This window comes from Bacillus sp. S10(2024) (assembly GCF_050473865.1).
Classification (GTDB): Bacteria; Bacillota; Bacilli; order Bacillales; family Bacillaceae_G; genus Bacillus_A.
Map to the genome: position 1 here is coordinate 2,992,233 of NZ_JBFLUR010000002.1, position 20,268 is coordinate 3,012,500.

Sequence of the window (20,268 nt, forward strand, 5' to 3'; positions counted from 1 at the left end):
TAACTCCTCCTCATTATTTTGGTTTCTTTAAAGAAATCGCTAAATTTTGGACAAGTAAAACACCATCTTGCACGCCTTCAACAATGACATAAGATCCTTGTAAAATATCTTTTTTCCCTATCGTTTTAGCTGGCATCGCATTGCTACCAAATTGCGAAGCTAGCAACACCTCACCGAATCCTTCTTTCGGAATCGTGATAATCACTTCTCCTTTGCAGCCAATAAATTCTTCCATACGGTGCATTGTATTTTGCTCCGCTTTAGAAATTGGTGCTAAAACAAGCATTTTCATTGTAATCACACCAACAAGTGCGAGGAAAAATGAAATAACAAAAATAGCAATACTACTCCAAGGAAATATATATTCTAATATGTAACCAAACCCACATAGCATCGCAAGAAAGCTAAATAACAGTGTAAAAGGCGAAGTAGCTCCGCTTGATATGCTAAAAAGAGATTCTAAAATATCACCGAAAAGCAAATACAGAATGGCAATAGCTGCAGTTATAATAAGCCCATATAAATAAATGGTTTCAATTGGAACGTTAAACAACATACGCTTCACTCCTTTCGACATAAGTGAAACTTTCATTAGTGGTAGTTTTCTTTATTTCCCATTCAACTCCTTTCCTTAATTAATAGGGTAACAGCTCTTTTCCTAATATATATGCCCCCTCCCTTTCCATTATCTTAATTTTCAAATATCTTACCTTTTAAAAAAGGGGCTTTTACTACAGCCCCCAAAAAAAACAGGAGAAAGCTATAGTGACAGCCTCCCCCTGAAAGTAAACTTATATATGGTATATTTATATAATACAAGATTTTACACAAAAAGTAAAGTTATATATATATTGGAAGTTTTTCACGCTCCACCTATAGAAATCCATGTTAATTTTTCAGCATATAAATCGTTGCTATGCATGATTAGATGCTCTCGCCCTCTAAAAAGAAAGGGGGCTTTTATATCTATTTTTTTATCGCCACTGATGAAGAAAATAGACAGTGGATTTTTATGCATTTATGGACAAACAAATAATCCTTTCTCATGTGAATCGAATATCTTAATCACATAGGAGGGAAAGCATGAAAGAAGAACAATTTATTCTTACTATACTTGGAAGCAGCGGCGGTGCTGCTCGTGCATTTTTATCTCTATTAAATCATGCCGTGAAAGATACCAATAATCCTTTATATTCTCAATTGCAAAACTGTTCCATTCATTTAATTGATATGAAGCAAAAACCAAGTTCTTATTTTAAAAATATGTATCCTGCATTATACGAAAGCTTTACATTCCATGTGTTTGATCTAAGCGATAACACATTATTTCGAAATCATCTACAAAAAACGGGGACAAGTCTAGTCATTGATGCTTCCTTAGCAGATGCAGTAGAAATGCTAACATGCTGCAACGAAGCTAATGTACATTATATTAATACAGCATTGCAATCACCCGCAATCGATGCAAACGAGCATATCAAACGGTTCAGTTTATTAGAAAGACAAAATTTCTTTGAAAAGCATAAACCTGCCTTCACACAAATGACAGGCATTATTTGTTCCGGTATGAACCCTGGCGTCGTCCAATGGATGGCAGTTAAGTTGATGAAGCAAAACCCTACGGAAATCCCCCTCGCTTGTTTCATCGTCGAACACGATACAACGTTCTATCATGATCCAACTCTTATAAAAGAAAAAACCGTATACTCGACATGGTCGCCTGCTGGATTTTTAGAAGAAGCGATTTTAAACTATCCTCTTTTTATGAAACATCAAACTCCGATTCTCTTATGTAACACCGCTTACGAACAAGAATTTAAAGTAACGTTAGGAGATAAACAGTTTTTCGGTTGTTTAATGGGGCATGAAGAAGTAATCAATCTCGGAAAATTGTACGATATGGAGGTCGGCTTTTTATATCGTATTAATGATTATATGACACAAATAATTCATGACAATCAACAAAATATTGATGAACTATGGAACTGGAGTCATCACGTATTAAATCCAGAAACTGGACAACTCCTCGGTGAAGATTTAATCGGTGTATTACTTGTTTATAGAGACAAAGAAGTCTATATGTACAATACAACAGCCACCCAACATGTATACACACAATATGGAACAAACGCAACCTATTTCCAAGTAGCATGCGGCGTTTACGGTGCACTTGCTAGCCTCTTACTCGACAATTTACCACTTGGCTGTTACTTTGTAGACGAACTTCTTTTAAATACAGATTCAAAATATGGTGAATATCTTTCTTATTATATGAAAGATTTTGTAATAGGAGAAAATCATACAACAGATGGTTTATTATTTGATCGTATAAAAAAGATTGAGTAGGTTTTTCTACTCAGTCTTTTTTAATTCTTCTTAAAAATTAAAAAAGACTGAGTGGGCGATTCTTCATGGAAAAGCTCTTCGTCACATGAAACTTTCAATTCATGTTTCACATAGAAATTAACTATTTGATAAAAGAAAAAACTCCTTTTCAAAACCTGTATTCTCCCAAAAATCTAAAGCTAATTTATTATCTACATCCACATTCACGTGAACGAAAGAAATACCTTTTTGATTCAACCATCTCATTAAATGTTCTACTACATTTTTAGCGATTTGCTTTCTTCGATATTCTTCTCTTATATAAACCTCATCAATTTGACCATATAACATATCGGTAACTAGATCTTGTTTAATAGAAGCTACTCCATAACCAATCATATTTGAGCCTTCATCACTTACTACAAAAACAGCGCCATATTTTGATTGAACAAATTGTTCTAATTGCTCTCGAATACCGATTCTATCGCTTTCGTCTAATTCACATTGTGCTGTTTCTATAGCATTCATATTCCATAATTCTATAATCTTTTTTATATGCTCTTGATAATCTAATTCCTTATTAAGTTGTTCGATACACATGTTCACTTTAATTCCTCCTTTATAAACCGTTTTAAATATATTTTAATACATTCTGTGTTGTAGTAAGAAGAAGGAATTAATTGAAAAAATATATATGAGCTTCCAATGTAAAAAAATTTAATTTTATTGAAATGCAATTAACCGGATTTCAATTGTTAATTAATAATCAGTGAATCAAACATGCTACAAAAATTTATTAAAAAATTAAGTAATTACAAACAAAAACCCCCTACACTTAGGGGGTCAAGCCATCTTTTCATTCGATTCTTCACGGAAAAAGCTCTTCATCGCATGAAAAACATCAGCTTTTTGTTTTAAAATATAATAGCGAAACTTCTCATCTTTTACGTTTTTATATGCTGACATGAGTGTACTGTGGCGATTGTATTGATTCACCTCTCCATACCCAAACATGTTAGATACTTTCATCAACTCCTGCACCAGTTTGACGCAGCGTGCATTATCAGAGGTTAAATTATCTCCATCTGAGAAATGAAATGGATATATGTTATAGCGTTCTGGAGAATATTTTGTTTCGATCAATTCTAATGCTTTTCTGTATGCTGATGAACAAATGGTTCCGCCGCTTTCGCCTTTTGAGAAAAATTCTTCTTCCGTAACAACTTTTGCTTCTGTATGGTGTGCGATAAATTCAATATCAACTGTTTCATATTTTGTACGTAAAAAACGAGACATCCAGAAGAAGAAGCTGCGAGCCATATATTTTTCCCAAATCCCCATCGAACCGCTCGTATCCATCATTGCTAACACAACAGCTTTTGATTCTGGTTTCAAGACTTCGTTCCACGTACGGAATTTTAAATCTTCTCGTTTAATTGGATGAAAGGCTGGATTCCCATTCATTGCATTCCGTTTATAAGCAGAGATCATCGTCCGTTTTTTATCAATGTTTCCCCAAAGGCCCATTTTGCGAATGTCGTTAAATTCAATATGTTCAATGCGATTTTCATCTATTTCTTTTCGCTGTAAATTAGGAAGCTCTAATTCTTTAAAAAATGCTTGCTCCAGCTCTAAAATCGATACTTCTGCCTCGTAGTAGTCTTCTCCTGCAGAGTCCCCGGCGCCTTTCCCTTTTCCTGGTCCTTTTTGTTTTTGACCAGAGCCATCTCTCGCTACAACATCACCGACTTTACTATCACCTGTCCCTTGACCAACATGCTTATTTTTATCATAGTTATAACGAATTTTATATTCATCTAGTGAACGAATTGGTATTTTTACAACATCCCTGCCATTGGACATGATAATACTTTCTTCTGTAACAAGGTCTGGTAAGTTATTTTTTATTGCCTCTTGTACTTTTTCTTGATGACGTTGCTGATCATCGTGTCCTTTACGATGGAGGGACCAATTTTCCTGTGAGATTGTATAATTGTATTGATTTTCTTCTGTCATTCCTTTCCCTCCTTACATCATTTTTTTATGCTTTCATGAAAACACATCCTAAAACATGAGCTTCTTAGTTAAAAAGTAAACAATGAAGAAATACACTTCATAATTAAGAAAGAAACACAATGCATTGTTGCACACTTTACGGCTCTGCAACATATTGTATTGTGTTGACTTTTTTCTGTATGAATGGTTGGTTACTCTATCATATGCCGATTGTGAAAATAATTGACAAATAAATTCATAAGATTGCATTTTAATTTATTCATAGTGGACAAGCTCTGCCTATATATAAAACCCAGTTAAAAACGTTATAAAAACCTCTTTCTTTTTAAGGAGGGCGAGTGCGTATGGACGTGCATAGAAGTGGTTGCCACATGCCAGGTTTAACATAAACTATACAAAAAAACTGCCTCAAGTAAGAGACAGCTTTTCTGCTATGATGATTATCGATTTAATAAACTTCCTACATAACGAAGTAATTCGTTTGCAGATGTTGAGTTGTAGCCATGTTCATCAATTAACCTTGCTACAACGTCATTAATTTTCTTCAATTGATTCTCATCCGGTGTTTTCGTTGACGTTGTAATTTTGACAACGTCTTTCAAATCAGCGAATAGTTTCTTCTGGATGGCCTCGCGAAGACGTTCGTGCGAATTATAATCAAATCGTTTCCCTTTGCGAGCATATGCAGAGATACGAATTAAAATTTCTTCACGGAACGCTTTCTTTGCGTTTTCAGAAATACCAATTTGTTCTTCAATCGAACGCATCAGTTTTTCATCCGGGCTCATCTCTTCTCCCGTTAATGGGTCACGCAGTTTCGACTTATTGCAATATGCTTCTACGTTATCTAAATAATTATCCATAAGTGTCTTCGCTGATTCTTCATATGAATATACAAACGCTTTTTGTACTTCTTTCTTCGCAATTTCATCGTACTCTTTACGCGCTAATGAAATGAAATTCATGTAGCGTTCACGATCTTCGTTACTAATAGATGGATGTTGGTCTAATCCATCCTTTAAAGAACGTAGTACATCTAAGGCATTAATCGATGCTACTTCTTTACGAATAATCGTCGAAGAAATACGGTTAATCACATAACGCGGATCAATTCCACTCATACCTTCATCTTGGTATTCCCGCTGCAATTCTTCTACATCAATAGAATTGTATCCTTCTACCATTTCACCATCATATAAACGCATTTTCTTAATTAAATCGATGTCTGGTCGCTTCGGATCTTTTAAGCGTGTTAAAATGGTAAACATCGCTGCGACGCGAAGTGTATGCGGTGCAATATGCACATCAGAAACATCACTTTCATGAATCATTTTCTCATAAATATGCTCTTCCTCACTAACGCGTAAGTTATATGGAATTGGCATTACAATAATCCGTGAATGAAGTGCTTCATTTTTCTTATTAGAAATAAAGGAGCGATATTCTGTTTCATTCGTATGAGCAACAATTAGCTCATCTGCAGAGATTAATGCAAATCGACCTGCTTTAAAATTTCCTTCTTGCGTTAGTGATAATAAATGCCATAAAAATTTTTCATCACATTTTAACATTTCTTGAAATTCCATCATTCCGCGGTTCGCTTTATTTAACTCCCCGTCAAAGCGGTAAGCGCGCGGGTCAGATTCTGAACCAAATTCAGCAATAGTAGAAAAATCAATACTACCTGTTAAATCTGCAATATCTTGTGATTTCGGATCAGATGGACTAAATGTTCCAATCCCTGTTCTGCGATCTTCCGAGAAGAAAATACGCTCGACAATTACATCTTCAATTCTACCGCCGTACTCTTGTTCTAGACGCATTAGGTTTAATGGTGATAAATTCCCTTCAATCCGCACTCCATACTCTGCATAAAAGTCATCACGTAAATGATGCGGAATCAGATGTAGCGGATCCTCATGCATCGGGCAACCTTTTATGGCAAAGACAGACCCGCGATCAGTATGTGAATATGCTTCTAATCCACGCTTTAACATCGTAACTAATGTAGATTTCCCGCCACTAACTGGTCCCATCAATAATAGAATGCGTTTTCTTACATCTAATCGTTTTGCAGATGGATGAAAATACTCTTCTACAAGACGCTCTAATGCTTCTTCTAATCCAAATAATTGATTACTAAAAAAATTATATTTTCTTCTGCCGTCTACTTCCTCAATTCCAGCATCCTTTATCATATTATAAATACGAGAATGCGCTGTTTGTGCCACCCATGGTCTTTCTTTCAGAAGTTCTAAATAGTCAGAAAATGTCCCTTCCCACTTTAAACGCTCTTCTGCTTCCCGATGCTGTTCGATTTTCTTTAAAATATCCATTATAGCTCCTCCCCCATCTCCTTGTTCAAGCGGATTATTATAAAAGTATGCGAGGATGTCCTTAAACATTCATACGAATCAAAATGAAATCGTGCACAAACTTTATAAAGTTTATTACCATAATTGAAAGAAAATTCGGTATAATATAAAATGATAGAGATAAATATGAATGGGGGCTATGCTCATGAAGCTTTTATTAATTTTAGGTGTTATGCTCACATTTCTTACTGCTATTTTTACATCAGGATACAATGATAAACCAAGAGCAAAATAAAGTGAAACTTCCATTCGGAGATGCTTTTCCTCCGAATGGTTAGTTGAACCAATCGGGCTTTTACGGGCCAATTATCCACCTATCTTCTTCGCTTCTCTCTCAGGGCTTACTGCCCACGAATAGCGAGAGAAAAAGTGATGAGCATGCTCATCACTTTTTACCTGTCATAATATAATCTCTCCAAATCACTTACAGATAGAGGTTTATTAAAATAATAGCCTTGGGCTACTAGCGCATTTTTTTCTTTCAAAAATTGAACCTGTTCTGCATATTCTACTCCTTCAGCAATGACATTCAAGCCTAACGTATGAGCAAGATGAATAATAGCTGTCGTAATATTTGCGCCTTTTTCATCAGCACCTACTTCTTGCATAAAAGAACGATCAATTTTTAAGGTATCAATTGGATATCGTTTTAAGTAGCTGAGCGACGAATATCCCGTTCCAAAGTCATCTAGATGAATGTTCAAATTCTTTTCCTTCAAACGAAGAAGCACTTGCTCTGTTAATTCTTTATGCATTAATGCTCCTTCTGTAATTTCAAGTGTTAATAACTGCGGTGGAATATCGTATGTTATTAAAGCATCCGTAATAACCTCTATTAATTTCAAAGAGCAAAAATGCTTTGCTGAAATATTTACTGCAATTGGTACAGGAGTAACTCCCTTATCCAGCCATTCACGTATTTGTCTACATACTTCATATAATACCCATTCGTCAATTTTTAGAATAAATCCCGTTTTTTCGGCAATTGGAATAAACTCTCCTGGTGAAACATTTCCAAGTTCTTTATTACTCCAGCGAAGTAAAGCTTCCATCCCGACCATTTTTTCTGTCACAATGTTAACTTGCGGCTGATAATATAATATAAATTCATTTCGTTCTATCGCTTGATATAATCGATTTTCAATAATGAGTTGTTTCTCACGCTGCGCACTAAGATTACAAGAATAAAAACTATAATTCCCTTTTCCTTGCTCTTTCGCACATTCTAGTGCTACATCAACACGTTTAAATAATGTTTGTTCATCTTCTCCATCTATAGGAGACATGACAACCCCAATAGAAGCACTTAAATATACTTCTCCTTCCTTCAGCACAAAACGCTTCTCCATTTCTTTTAACAACAGTTGAACAAATTCTTCTGCATATTCTCTATCTGTATTTTCTATTACAATTACAAACTGATCACCATGTGCCCTGAAGAGATATGCCCCATTTGGAATAAGAGATTCTAATCGTCTTGCTACATTGTTTAATACTTTATCTCCAGTTTCATGACCAAATGTGTCATTAATGAAATGAAAGTGGTCTAAATCTACAAACATAAGTGTAAATTTCTTTTTCTCCTTAAACAAACGAGCTAACATTTCTGTGCATCCAATACGATTCAATAGGCCTGTTAATTGATCATAATAAGCTAAATACTCTGTTTTTTGTTCATTTAATATTTGCTTCGTAACATCTCGCGCTATGACGTATACACCAATTATATCGCCATTAATAATGATGGGGACCGTGCGAAATGATACATACAATTCATAGCCATTTTTATGATCATATTTGTGTCCAAAAACATGCGTAGAATGGCCCTGCACTGTTTCTTTGAACATGCTTTGAAACTCATTTATATATTCTCCTTCAATATATTGAAAGATAGATTGATTTTTTAACGCTGCAGATTCGTGACCAAAAACCTTATATGTTGCAGGGTTTGCATACATTATTCTTCCTGTTAAATCAAGCGACATAATTGCGTCATCATTATACTCTAATAACGATTTGAATAACATTTGCTTTTCCTGCATCTCTGTCTTTTCCTGCATTTGCGCTGTAATGTTGCGTGTAATGCAAATTATATATTTGCATATACCGTTAATTGAACATATCGGGTTTAATAATGATTCATAATGCAAAATTTCTCCTGTATCTAAAGTCATATAATCACGAAAAGTACTTGCCTTTTTATTTTTTAAAACCTCTTCATATTGTATTTGCAATAGATAAGCAACATCTAGAGGCAATAATTCTTGAATTGTCCTTCCATGATAACTTGTATCTAAATTCAAATGTTGTAGCCCTTTTTCATTTACATATATATATTGAAACCATCTATTATCTACAACTTTTACAATAAACACGAAATCTTGAATGGCATGAAGCAATCCTTGTTGAATTAAACTCATATCTATTCCCTGTAAAGGGGTAACTACATTTTTCTTATTTGTAAATAATTCCGTCATCAGCATCGCAACCTGTCTTATGTTATATTTATATATACTATTTTAATGGAATTTATCATTTTTTGAAACAGGTACAAGCATTTATAAAAAAATATTAATTTTCTTATCAAAAAAGTGTCGGTTTAGAATAAAGGTTAATATTAAAACCTACATATTAAGAATTTCATATCTAACTAAAGAAGTAGGTTCGCTTCATATTATTATAATAGGTAAATTGTGGTATAATTTTCGCGATTGCAATATTAGTTTTCTACATTTCGGGAGGGTAATAATGGAAATAAAATTACAACCAGAAAGTAAACCGATAGTAAATGATGTGAAAATATTATTAATATATCTATTTATATTCAACTTTGTTTGGATTTTTAAAGAATTATGGTTAGTACAGTATATTGAGCCATTAAGTGAAGTTACATCCACATTTTTAAATGCATCCATTAAGATTCTCATGTGGATATTCCCTGTCTGCTTATACATAAAGTATTACTTACACACCAATCCAATTAAGTATTTAAAAATGGAAGATGTAAATAAAGGTATGTTTTGGGGAACATTTCTTTTGCTACTTCTAGGTCTTTATTTTATTTTTGAAGCATCCATTTTAAATGATCAACCTTTTAAATTTAAATTATCTTTAAATAACTATCTGAATGGAATTCTGTTGGTTGGAATTACTGAAGAAATTGTATTCCGAGGTTTCATTTTACAAGAACTTAACAAAAGATTATCTTTTTGGAAGGCTAACATAATCACTTCATTTTTATTTCTAATCATACACTACGCTATTTGGATCTATGACGGCGTATTCTTTGACCTTTGGAGTCATATCTATGTTTTTCTCATCGGCATATTCTTTGGACTAGTATTTAAAAAGACAGGATCGCTTTGGTCAGTTGTTATATTGCATTCCTTTCACAATTTGTTTGTTAGTATTATGTAATCAAACTGTATTTTAAAACTACAAAAAGCCGTCATAAGACGGCTTTTAATAAACAATTTCTACATCTAATCCTGGATAATTTTGTTGACGTAATGCTTCATAAATTAAAATTGCTGCAGTATTAGATAAGTTTAAAGAACGAACTTTATCAGTCATTGGAATGCGTAAGCAATGATCAAAATTATGTTCAATCACATTTGCTGGAAGACCATTTGTTTCTCTTCCAAATACGAAATAATAATCTTTTTCTACGTTGCTGTAATCAAATGTTGTGTGTGCTTTCTCTCCATACTTTGTTAAGTAGAAAAACTCACCATTTGCATTTTTCTCATAAAATTCCTCAATAGAGTCATAATACGTAATTTTTACGTGCTCCCAATAATCTAATCCAGCACGCTTTAACGCTTTATCGTCAGTAGAAAACCCAAGCGGTCTAATTAAGTGTAATTCTGCACCTGTTGCTGCACAACTACGCGCAATATTACCTGTATTCGCTGGAATTTCTGGTTGATATAAAACAACATGTATTCCCACAATGTTCACCTCAATCTTTTTCTACTACGTATTATACCACTTGGATAAAAAATCTCTAGTCATTATCAAGAATATGAAAAAACTTATATTTCATTTGCGGTGTATACTTACTTGAATCTTCATAATCCCAATAACGTCTGCGACTATTGGCAGAATGTGCATTTACAAGAGGCATACCACTTGCATCTTTTGCCACGACAATTGTCGTATGATTCCATCTTCCATCATTTTCAAAATCATATACAATGATATCTCCAAGCATTAAATCCTGTGGCTTCTCAACTTGCTTTGCTCGAAGCCCTAGAGAATCACTTGATAAGTACCAATGAAAAGAATGAGCTACCGCCCAGCTCCAGCTCCATTGGCGATTTTGCTGCCACCATCCACTGCGAATATTCGGATATCCACTCATTGGTGTTTCACCAGCATGCAGACATTGAGAAATAAAATTTGTGCAATTATCTTGGAAGTTTTGATAAGCTGGATTCCGATCATCCCACCACCGCTCTGCATATTTCACTGCCTCTAAGCGATTATAACTGTATGGAATATATTGTCCTTTTCCCTTTGTTACTTCACGTTCTAACGTTCCAACTTTCTGTTCATCTATCGGCGTTCCAATTGCGATATCTTGCTTGATACATCCATCTTCTAATCGTAAACGCCTCTCCATTTGTTCTTCCTCTACATAAAATAAATGATGATGACGAATAAAATACTGAAAATGAATTTGATAATCTACTTCATCGTAGTTTACACCTTTTAACTGTCTAAGAAAAGATACGTTAGCATTGCTTTTTATAATCTCCGCATTACGCCTTGTAAAGAGATTCTTTTTACGGTGTAACATGTCAACAATATCATCTGGAATTTCAGCTTCATTCATACGTTTATTTGTTATATAATCCAATTGCCCTTGTAGACACTGTTGAAGATGCTGTTTTATAGACATAGAGTCTCCCCTCCCCTTATTACAATATGAGGGACCGAGGGATAATCTGCTATTTTTTCTCAGCTAACAGTTCAAGACCACGATTCATCTCATGAAGTACTTCTTCATCCTTTTCCCGTACTTTCGCTTTTTCAATAGCCTCTTGTACACCTTCTCCGCCAATTTTACCTAGTGCCCATGCTGCTGTTCCGCGAATCACAGGACGAGGATCTTCTTTCATTACAGCAATTAAATCTGGAATGGCCGTTTCATCTTTAAAATGAGCCAGTGCCAAGATTGCATTTCGCTGTAACGGTTTTTTCCCGCGCCACGACCCAGACATAATCCCATATTTTTCTTTAAATTCACGATTGCTAATAGTCAGAAGAGGTTTTAATAGCGGTTTTACAAGTTCAGGATCCGGTTCCATTTCTGGATGATTATGAAAATCTACCCCTTTATTTTTTGGACAAACAGTTTGACACGTGTCACATCCGTAAATGCGATTTCCAATCTTATCTCGATATTCTTCCGGAAGAAATCCTTTCGTTTGCGTTAAGAACGCAATACATTTTTGAGAATTTAATTGTCCTCCTTGGACAAGCGCTCCTGTCGGACAAACATCAATACACTTCGTACAGCTCCCGCATTGATCTTCAATTGGAGTATCTGGTGGAAAAGGAATATTTGTAATCATCTCGCCCAAATAAACGTACGAACCAAATTCCGGTGTAATAATAGAACAGTTCTTTCCGCCCCAACCAATGCCTGCTCGCTCTGAAACAGCACGGTCGCTTAATTCTCCCGTATCTACCATCGATTTAACTTCTATATTTGGTAAGCGTTCGATTAAATATGCCTCCAGCTTCTCTAAACGATCACGCAAAACAAGATGATAATCTTGTCCCCAAGAAGCACGGCAAAAAATGCCTCGTCTCTCTCCTCGTTTGCTTTGCGGTGCATTTTTTAACTTCGAAGGATACGCCAATGCAATGGCAATAATTGATTTTGCACCTGGTAATAATAACTCCGGGTTCGTCCTCTTTTCTATATCTGGCTCTTCAAAACCTGATAGGTATCCTAATTGTTGATGCTGAATAAGGCGTTGCTTTAATTCCTCAAATGGTGTGGCACTCGCAAAGCCTATTTTATCAATACCAATTGTTTTACTATACGCAATAACATCTTGTTTTAATTGTTCAAAATCCACATTTACTCTCCTTATAAGATGCATTTCATTTTACACATTATTATTCTTACATATATTCATGCACTCAAAACATAAAAAAACGCAATGCCTCGTTTATCTGAGAAACGAAACACTGCGTTGATCACAATAATAATTCGAAATAATTTCTGGAGCGGGTGAAGAGAATCGAACTCTCGACCAGAGCTTGGAAGGCTCTTGTTTTACCACTAAACTACACCCGCAAATATAAAGAAAATGTTAATTATTTGTTAACTTATGTTGAAAATTATAGCATGTAATATAAGGAGGCGCAATAATTTTATCGAAAAAAGTCGAAAAAGTGATGAATATCTCATCACTTTTTCTTAACTTTATCAATTGCCGCTTTAACACTATCATAATCTGGATTAACAAGATTACCGTTTACATATATAGATGGTGCACCTTGTACTTTTAACTTTTTCGCAAGGTCAAAGTCTTTCTGTACTTTATCTTTTATTTCCTTACTCTTTAAATCCTTTTTAAACTTCTCTATATCAATCGTAGGTAGCTTTTGTTTTACTATATCTACTACTAAATCCTCTGTAATCCACTCTTCTTTTTCACTCTTTTGATTTTGATATATTTCATCATAAAATGTCCAAAAAGCTTTTGGATCTTGCTTAAAAACTGCTTCCCCAGCTGCTGCGCCTAGTTCAGAGTCTTTCCCGATAAAAGGAAAATTAATAAAATGCAGCTGAACTTTTCCTTTATTAATATACTCTTCCTTTAAGCGTGGCAATACAGTTACATCCCATGTACGACAAGCTGGACATTTAAAATCTCCAAATTCCACAATATGAATCGGAGCATCTTCCTCTCCTAAAGATTGCTGCGAGCCATATAAAAACGTATCTTTTCCTTTTTCCTTCTTATCGTTCACAAGGCTATATACGATCGTCCCAATTACAATAAGTACCGCAACAGAAAAAATAACACCGAGAATCATAATATTTTTTGATTTCATATACATTCCTCTTTAATGTTTATTCTTTGTATGTACTATACATACAATATTTATGATATCAATTCTCATATAAACAGTCCATTGAAGTTGCTCGTAAAATAGACAAAATCAAACAAATGTGACAATATTGTGTCTCACTTTTCTTTCCTTCATTCACGCAAAAAAAGAGTAAGTTCTTTTCGAACTCACTCTTAACTCACAGCTTTCTCACGCTCTACTGGTTGATTATTAGGAATGTCATGACGAATAACAAGCTTTTCACTTCTAGCTTGTACATATTCGGCATGAGTAATATATCCTTCTCGCTCCATGAGCTTTAAAACAATATTACGTCTTTCTACAGCCTTATCATAATTTTGTATAGGAGAATAATAAGCTGGTGCTTTCACAACGGCCGCTAGCATAGCACTTTCACTTAATGTTAATTGATTAACCTGCTTATCAAAATAAAGTTTCGCAGCTTTCTCAATTCCCCATGCACCCTCTCCATAATAAATATTGCTTAAGTAAAGTTTTAAAATCTCATTTTTCGTAAATGTTCGTTCGATTTTTTTAGCATAGAAAACTTCATTCCATTTACGGGAAAACGTTCGTTCACTTGTTAAAAAAACATTTTTTGCAAGCTGCTGAGTAATTGTACTGCCACCTTGTACAACACCACCAGCCTTTACATTTTCTACTGTAGCTCTAACAATTGCAATATAATCTAATCCATTATGATGATAGAACCTCTTATCTTCAGTTGCGATAAATGCATTCCCTAGTTGTTCTGGTAACTCCAAATAAGCAGGTACTGTCAACTTACTAATATCCTTGCTTTCAATCATTTTATTTCCAACAAACAAAAGTATACCACTTAGCAATAATAATAATATAAGGGCTTTATAAATAAACTTTGCTATCGGAGTTAAAGAAATATTATGATGCAAAGTGCGATATGCTGTTCGTTCCTTCACAACAGACACCCCATTTCTTTCAGCATTCATTGCTCTTAATTCAAGAATACCTGTATTTTAAAAAATATCCAATTCATTTCTCTTACAACTACCTTACAAATTTGTAATTTAAAGACCCGAAAAGAAAAAAGCATCTTCTACTACAGTAGAAAACACTTGATAGGTTATTTATGATCATTTTTTACATTCATATTAGGTAAGTTATCGTTATCGTTTTCGCTGCCTATTCTAGCCTTTCAGATATTACATGAATTGTTGGTGTTATGCAAGCCTTTCAACCTACTAGATACAAAAAATAAATTCTTCTTATAATACAATTGTCGTTTGCTATTGCATTGAAGGTTTAAATTGTCAGATATTTTTTGAGAAATATGCAAAACTTATTTCTATTAAATTCTATTATTGTTATTATTATTTGTAAGAATATTCTAAAAGAGGGGGATTTCATGAACGTTCAAACTAAGGGGAATGAACTAATTACAAAATTACTTAATGACTGGTATCAAGCTATGTTGCAACAACAAGTTTTAAAAGCAACTAACCTGAAACAAGAAATTGACGAGAAGATTGCTAATATAACAGAGGATGAAAATCTATTATTTTATCATTCATTACTTGATTTTAGATATAAACTTTTGACCGATAGATTGAGCATCACAAAAGATAGCTTTAATAAAATTGAGTCTTTGAGCAAGCCAACAAATGAGATTACATCTTACTATTACCATTTTTTCAAAGCTGAGCATGCCCTTATATTTGGGAATAATAATGAAGCAAGGGACCATTATGAAAAAGCTGAAACATTGTTACAACATATCACTGATGAATTAGAAAAAGCTGAATTTAATCAAAAGTTCGCTGTATTTAATCATCATACTTCTAAGATGTTAGCGTCCATTCAATATACAAACAAAGCTAAAGAGGCATTTTCGAAACATGCTGGATATGAAATTAAAATCGCCTCATGCGAAAATACTTTAGGAACTGCATGTATATTTTTAAAACAGTTTGAGCAAGCTGAAGAACATTTAAATCGTGCAATCGATATTTTACAGAAACATAATGAAGAAAAATTAATTTTAGTAGTTAGGCATAATTTAGGTTTATTATATGCTACTCAAAATTTATCTACTTTAGCTATTCGTCATTTATCTGAAGTAACAGGGAAAATTCCTAATCATTTCAAAGCCAATTTTCTACAAGCTAGGGAACATTATAAACTAGGTGAAACAAATATTGCACAAGAATTAATTGAAAGAGGTTTAAAAATCTGTTCTGAAACAGGAAACGAAGAATATATCTATCATTTCAACATTTTGAAAGCATTAAATGAGGGACTTTCAATTAATTTAGTAGAGGAAGCGGTAAAAAAAGGTATTTGTTATTTTGAGAAACAAGGATTATGGGACTATGTTGAGGAATATGGGGAGTTGTTAGCTGTTGAGTTTCGTAAGTTGAATAATCATGAAAAAGTTAGCGATTATTTTAATACATGTTACGAAGCTAAGCACAAACTATTAAGTAAAGGAGCGTTAAAATAATGAAAAAATTAGGTGCTATTACTGTTGGTTTATCTGTTGTTGGAGTTCTTTCTTTTGGTTTAAATAATTCTTTTGAAACACAGCAAGCTACCCACGCAGACCATTTCATATCAAAACCTGATAATGGTTACGTTCAATATGCTAATAAAGGCGACACACCTGCTCCTGTTTACGACCACGGCCGACCACCACTTCAACAAGCATAACAATTTAATAATTAGAAAGAAAGCCATACTAGCCGGTATGGCTTTTTTGTTTACACTAATTGTGAGTTCTTTACAATAGTATCGCATTGTGTAGGATCCAGATTACGTCTATCACATCTTTAAGAAAAAGGTTCACTGCGTCATTAAACATTTCTAAATGTTTCAGTTTCCCGACGCACGATAGCTAATTCTCCGTCGTCTAAAACATCGCTACGTCTTTCCCCTTTCAACGAATAAGACTTAGTTCATACGATTAGGTAGAATCACATGAACGCGTAATATGTAACATATTAGATGATAATTTCCAAAGAAGAATACATAAAAAAGCGTCCCCACAAAGTAGGAACGCTTGATATTACTGTATATTAACGTTTAATTGATAATAAAAAGACAAATAAAAAAGACGATTCACTCGTCTAAACAGTACCGATGGTCGGGGTCGAACCGACACTCCAGAAGGAACACGATTTTGAGTCGTGCGCGTCTGCCAATTCCGCCACATCGGCATAATATGGAGGCGGCAACCGGATTTGAACCGGTGGTAAAGGTTTTGCAGACCTCTGCCTTACCACTTGGCTATGCCGCCATATTAAATTTGGAGCGGAAGACGGGATTCGAACCCGCGACCCCAACCTTGGCAAGGTTGTATTCTACCACTGAACTACTTCCGCAAAAATGGCTGGGCTAGCTGGATTCGAACCAGCGCATGACGGAGTCAAAGTCCGTTGCCTTACCGCTTGGCTATAGCCCACCGAATAATTAATACATTATATGATGTATTTGTTATTTTATTACTTAAAATATCCAATCAGGACATTTAATATATTATCATAATCCACTTATTTTGTAAAGTGATATTTAAAAATGGGGCGACTGATGGGAATCGAACCCACGAGTGTCGGAGCCACAATCCGATGCGTTAACCACTTCGCCACAGCCGCCATGCTGTTTTGGCAGGGGCAGTAGGAATCGAACCCACGCCGGAGGTTTTGGAGACCTCTGTTCTACCGTTAAACTATGCCCCTATATAAAATGTAAATGGTGGAGGGGGGCAGATTCGAACTGCCGAACCCGAAGGAGCGGATTTACAGTCCGCCGCGTTTAGCCACTTCGCTACCCCTCCGAAACTTACATGGTGCCGGCTAGAGGACTTGAACCCCCAACCTACTGATTACAAGTCAGTTGCTCTACCAATTGAGCTAAGCCGGCGTATTTATTTGAAAAATGGTGGCTCGGGACGGAATCGAACCGCCGACACGAGGATTTTCAGTCCTCTGCTCTACCGACTGAGCTACCGAGCCTTAATATAAATGGCGGTCCCGACCGGGGTCGAACCGGCGATCTCCTGCGTGACAGGCAGGCATGTTAACCACTACACCACGGGACCATTGGTTGCGGGGACAGGATTTGAACCTGCGACCTTCGGGTTATGAGCCCGACGAGCTACCAGACTGCTCCACCCCGCGATGATACTATTCATTGTTTTAAATGGTGGAGGATGACGGGATCGAACCGCCGACCCCCTGCTTGTAAGGCAGGTGCTCTCCCAGCTGAGCTAATCCTCCAAAGTGGTGACCCGTACGGGATTCGAACCCGTGTTACCGCCGTGAAAGGGCGGTGTCTTAACCACTTGACCAACGGGCCAAAGTTTTTATGGCGGAGAGCAAGGGATTCGAACCCTTGATACGCTTGTGACGTATACACGATTTCCAATCGTGCTCCTTCGGCCATCTCGGACAGCTCTCCAATTGGCTCCGCAGGTAGGACTCGAACCTACGACCGATCGGTTAACAGCCGATAGCTCTACCACTGAGCTACTGCGGAATAATACAAGCCTGGCAACGTCCTACTCTCACAGGGACAAAGTCCCAACTACCATCGGCGCTAGAGAGCTTAACTTCCGTGTTCGGTATGGGAACGGGTGTGACCTCTCTGCCATCATTACCAGACTTATGAAGGTATATTCCTTCAAAACTAGATAACATTTGCTTCATATTATATGGTTAAGCCCTCGATCTATTAGTATTCGTCAGCTCCACGTGTCACCACGCTTCCACCTCGAACCTATCAACCTGATCATCTTTCAGGGATCTTACTAGCTTAACGCTATGGGAAATCTCATCTTGAGGGGGGCTTCATGCTTAGATGCTTTCAGCACTTATCCCTTCCGCACATAGCTACCCAGCTATGCCCTTGGCAGAACAACTGGTACACCAGCGGTGCGTCCATCCCGGTCCTCTCGTACTAAGGACAGCTCCTCTCAAATTTCCTACGCCCACGACGGATAGGGACCGAACTGTCTCACGACGTTCTGAACCCAGCTCGCGTACCGCTTTAATGGGCGAACAGCCCAACCCTTGGGACCGACTACAGCCCCAGGATGCGATGAGCCGACATCGAGGTGCCAAACCTCCCCGTCGATGTGGACTCTTGGGGGAGATAAGCCTGTTATCCCCGGGGTAGCTTTTATCCGTTGAGCGATGGCCCTTCCATGCGGAACCACCGGATCACTAAGCCCGACTTTCGTCCCTGCTCGACTTGTAGGTCTCGCAGTCAAGCTCCCTTATGCCTTTGCACTCTACGAATGATTTCCAACCATTCTGAGGGAACCTTTGGGCGCCTCCGTTACTTTTTAGGAGGCGACCGCCCCAGTCAAACTGCCCACCTGACACTGTCTCCCGGGTCGATAAGACCCGTAGGTTAGAATTTCAATACAGCCAGGGCGGTATCCCACCAGCGCCTCCACCGAAGCTAGCGCTCCGGCTTCAAAGGCTCCCGCCTATCCTGTACAAGCTGTACCAAAATTCAATATCAGGCTACAGTAAAGCTCCACGGGGTCTTTCCGTCCTGTCGCGGGTAACCTGCATCTTCACAGGTACTATAATTTCACCGAGTCTCTGGTTGAGACAGTGCCCAAATCGTTACACCTTTCGTGCGGGTCGGAACTTACCCGACAAGGAATTTCGCTACCTTAGGACCGTTATAGTTACGGCCGCCGTTTACTGGGGCTTCAGTTCAGAGCTTCGCTTGCGCTAACCCCTCTCCTTAACCTTCCAGCACCGGGCAGGTGTCAGCCCCTATACTTCGCCTTACGGCTTCGCAGAGACCTGTGTTTTTGCTAAACAGTCGCTTGGGCCTATTCACTGCGGCTTTCCGTTAAGAAAGCACCCCTTCTCCCGAAGTTACGGGGTCATTTTGCCGAGTTCCTTAACCAGAGTTCTCTCGCACACCTTAGGATTCTCTCCTCGCCTACCTGTGTCGGTTTGCGGTACAGGCACCTTTTATCTCGCTAGAAGCTTTTCTTGGCAGCGGGGAATCAAAGACTTCGCTCCATAAGGAGCTTCCCCATCACAGCTCAGCCTTCACGGTAAGCGGATTTGCCTACTTACCAGCCTAACTGCTTGGACGTGCACAACCAATCGCACGCTTCTTCTATCCTTCTGCGTCCCTCCATTGCTCAAACGATAAAGAGGTGGTACAGGAATATCAACCTGTTGTCCATCGCCTACGCCTGTCGGCCTCGGCTTAGGTCCTGACTAACCCTGAGCGGACGAGCCTTCCTCAGGAAACCTTAGGCATTCGGTGGACGGGATTCTCACCCGTCTTTCGCTACTCATACCGGCATTCTCACTTCTAAGCGCTCCACCAGTCCTTACGATCTGACTTCACAGCACTTAGAACGCTCCCCTACCACTGATACCATAGGTATCAATCCGCAGCTTCGGTGGTGTATTTAGCCCCGGTACATTTTCGGCGCAGAGTCACTCGACTA

Annotated in this window: 14 protein-coding genes, 16 tRNA genes and 2 rRNA genes (1 of these 32 cut by a window edge); 4 read left to right on the forward strand and 28 right to left on the reverse strand. The window is 37.1% G+C overall.

The annotated features are described in order from the left end of the window. Positions 1-13: 13 nt before the first annotated feature. The gene (locus AB1280_RS15225) at positions 14-556 is read right to left on the reverse strand and encodes a phosphate ABC transporter permease (RefSeq protein WP_429756348.1); all 543 of its coding nucleotides are present in this window, start codon (positions 554-556) and stop codon (positions 14-16) included. 527 nt (positions 557-1,083) lie between these two features. Between AB1280_RS15225 and AB1280_RS15230 the strand changes: the two genes are divergently transcribed. Next, positions 1,084-2,346 (forward strand): S-adenosylmethionine decarboxylase related protein, encoded by a 1,263-nt coding sequence (locus AB1280_RS15230; protein WP_429756349.1) that lies wholly within the window; start codon positions 1,084-1,086, stop codon positions 2,344-2,346. Positions 2,347-2,463: 117 nt separating this feature from the next. Here the strand turns inward: AB1280_RS15230 and AB1280_RS15235 are convergent, their stop codons facing one another. From AB1280_RS15235 to AB1280_RS15250, 4 genes are all read right to left on the reverse strand, one after another. Continuing rightward, positions 2,464-2,925, reverse strand: a complete 462-nt coding sequence (locus tag AB1280_RS15235; RefSeq protein WP_429757351.1) for a GNAT family N-acetyltransferase — start codon at positions 2,923-2,925, stop codon at positions 2,464-2,466. A gap of 243 nt (positions 2,926-3,168) precedes the next feature. Continuing rightward, positions 3,169-4,341 (reverse strand): sporulation protein YhbH, encoded by a 1,173-nt coding sequence (gene yhbH, locus AB1280_RS15240; protein WP_429756350.1) that lies wholly within the window; start codon positions 4,339-4,341, stop codon positions 3,169-3,171. Positions 4,342-4,781: 440 nt separating this feature from the next. Beyond that, positions 4,782-6,677: a PrkA family serine protein kinase gene (locus AB1280_RS15245; RefSeq protein ID WP_429756351.1), complete on the reverse strand. Its 1,896-nt coding sequence runs from the start codon at positions 6,675-6,677 to the stop codon at positions 4,782-4,784. A 431-nt stretch (positions 6,678-7,108) separates the two neighbouring features. Next, positions 7,109-9,193: an EAL domain-containing protein gene (locus AB1280_RS15250; protein ID WP_429756352.1), complete on the reverse strand. Its 2,085-nt coding sequence runs from the start codon at positions 9,191-9,193 to the stop codon at positions 7,109-7,111. A gap of 271 nt (positions 9,194-9,464) precedes the next feature. Here AB1280_RS15250 and AB1280_RS15255 point away from each other — a divergent pair, with 271 nt between their 5' ends. Then, positions 9,465-10,133, forward strand: a complete 669-nt coding sequence (locus AB1280_RS15255) for a CPBP family intramembrane glutamic endopeptidase (RefSeq protein WP_429756353.1) — start codon at positions 9,465-9,467, stop codon at positions 10,131-10,133. A 45-nt stretch (positions 10,134-10,178) separates the two neighbouring features. Here the strand turns inward: AB1280_RS15255 and trmL are convergent, their stop codons facing one another. The 6 genes from trmL to AB1280_RS15285 all read right to left on the reverse strand — a co-directional run bounded on the left by trmL (position 10,179) and on the right by AB1280_RS15285 (position 14,779). Then, positions 10,179-10,667, reverse strand: coding sequence for a tRNA (uridine(34)/cytosine(34)/5-carboxymethylaminomethyluridine(34)-2'-O)-methyltransferase TrmL (gene trmL / locus AB1280_RS15260; protein WP_272191535.1), 489 nt, complete (start codon positions 10,665-10,667; stop codon positions 10,179-10,181). A 55-nt stretch (positions 10,668-10,722) separates the two neighbouring features. Next, the gene (locus AB1280_RS15265) at positions 10,723-11,619 is read right to left on the reverse strand and encodes an amidase domain-containing protein (protein ID WP_272191534.1); all 897 of its coding nucleotides are present in this window, start codon (positions 11,617-11,619) and stop codon (positions 10,723-10,725) included. A gap of 49 nt (positions 11,620-11,668) precedes the next feature. Continuing rightward, positions 11,669-12,808 (reverse strand): tRNA epoxyqueuosine(34) reductase QueG, encoded by a 1,140-nt coding sequence (gene queG, locus AB1280_RS15270; RefSeq protein WP_272191532.1) that lies wholly within the window; start codon positions 12,806-12,808, stop codon positions 11,669-11,671. Positions 12,809-12,955: 147 nt separating this feature from the next. Continuing rightward, positions 12,956-13,029 (reverse strand) — tRNA-Gly (locus tag AB1280_RS15275). Between the two features lie 113 nt (positions 13,030-13,142). After that, the gene (locus AB1280_RS15280; protein ID WP_272191531.1) at positions 13,143-13,793 is read right to left on the reverse strand and encodes a DsbA family protein; all 651 of its coding nucleotides are present in this window, start codon (positions 13,791-13,793) and stop codon (positions 13,143-13,145) included. Between the two features lie 191 nt (positions 13,794-13,984). Beyond that, positions 13,985-14,779 (reverse strand): transglycosylase domain-containing protein, encoded by a 795-nt coding sequence (locus AB1280_RS15285; protein ID WP_272191530.1) that lies wholly within the window; start codon positions 14,777-14,779, stop codon positions 13,985-13,987. A gap of 416 nt (positions 14,780-15,195) precedes the next feature. Here AB1280_RS15285 and AB1280_RS15290 point away from each other — a divergent pair, with 416 nt between their 5' ends. Together AB1280_RS15290 and AB1280_RS15295 are read left to right on the forward strand one after the other, a co-directional pair. Beyond that, the gene (locus AB1280_RS15290) at positions 15,196-16,290 is read left to right on the forward strand and encodes a tetratricopeptide repeat protein (protein WP_429756354.1); all 1,095 of its coding nucleotides are present in this window, start codon (positions 15,196-15,198) and stop codon (positions 16,288-16,290) included. Next, on the forward strand, positions 16,290-16,496 hold the full coding sequence (locus AB1280_RS15295; RefSeq protein ID WP_429756355.1) for a Phr family secreted Rap phosphatase inhibitor: 207 nt from the start codon (positions 16,290-16,292) through the stop codon (positions 16,494-16,496). Before AB1280_RS15290 ends, AB1280_RS15295 begins: the two co-directional genes overlap by 1 nt. Positions 16,497-16,920: 424 nt before the next feature. Here AB1280_RS15295 and AB1280_RS15300 read toward each other — a convergent pair. From AB1280_RS15300 to AB1280_RS15380, 17 genes are all read right to left on the reverse strand, one after another. Continuing rightward, positions 16,921-17,002 (reverse strand) — tRNA-Leu (locus AB1280_RS15300). A gap of 6 nt (positions 17,003-17,008) precedes the next feature. Beyond that, positions 17,009-17,082, reverse strand: a tRNA-Cys gene (locus AB1280_RS15305). A 10-nt stretch (positions 17,083-17,092) separates the two neighbouring features. Next, a tRNA-Gly gene (locus tag AB1280_RS15310) sits at positions 17,093-17,167 on the reverse strand. 5 nt (positions 17,168-17,172) lie between these two features. Next, a tRNA-Gln gene (locus tag AB1280_RS15315) sits at positions 17,173-17,247 on the reverse strand. A 114-nt stretch (positions 17,248-17,361) separates the two neighbouring features. Then, positions 17,362-17,437, reverse strand: a tRNA-His gene (locus AB1280_RS15320). A gap of 10 nt (positions 17,438-17,447) precedes the next feature. Continuing rightward, a tRNA-Trp gene (locus AB1280_RS15325) sits at positions 17,448-17,521 on the reverse strand. A gap of 14 nt (positions 17,522-17,535) precedes the next feature. Continuing rightward, positions 17,536-17,619 (reverse strand) — tRNA-Tyr (locus AB1280_RS15330). A gap of 10 nt (positions 17,620-17,629) precedes the next feature. Further along, positions 17,630-17,705: transfer RNA gene (locus tag AB1280_RS15335), tRNA-Thr, on the reverse strand. A 16-nt stretch (positions 17,706-17,721) separates the two neighbouring features. Further along, positions 17,722-17,797 (reverse strand) — tRNA-Phe (locus AB1280_RS15340). A gap of 10 nt (positions 17,798-17,807) precedes the next feature. Beyond that, positions 17,808-17,883 (reverse strand) — tRNA-Asp (locus AB1280_RS15345). Positions 17,884-17,885: 2 nt separating this feature from the next. After that, a tRNA-Met gene (locus tag AB1280_RS15350) sits at positions 17,886-17,962 on the reverse strand. A gap of 23 nt (positions 17,963-17,985) precedes the next feature. Then, a tRNA-Val gene (locus AB1280_RS15355) sits at positions 17,986-18,061 on the reverse strand. 4 nt (positions 18,062-18,065) lie between these two features. Further along, a tRNA-Glu gene (locus tag AB1280_RS15360) sits at positions 18,066-18,140 on the reverse strand. 10 nt (positions 18,141-18,150) lie between these two features. Continuing rightward, a tRNA-Ser gene (locus AB1280_RS15365) sits at positions 18,151-18,242 on the reverse strand. Between the two features lie 3 nt (positions 18,243-18,245). Continuing rightward, positions 18,246-18,320, reverse strand: a tRNA-Asn gene (locus AB1280_RS15370). A gap of 9 nt (positions 18,321-18,329) precedes the next feature. Beyond that, positions 18,330-18,445, reverse strand: a 5S ribosomal RNA gene (gene rrf, locus AB1280_RS15375). A gap of 50 nt (positions 18,446-18,495) precedes the next feature. Beyond that, positions 18,496-20,268: ribosomal RNA gene (locus AB1280_RS15380) — 23S ribosomal RNA — on the reverse strand (it continues 1,150 nt past the right edge of the window).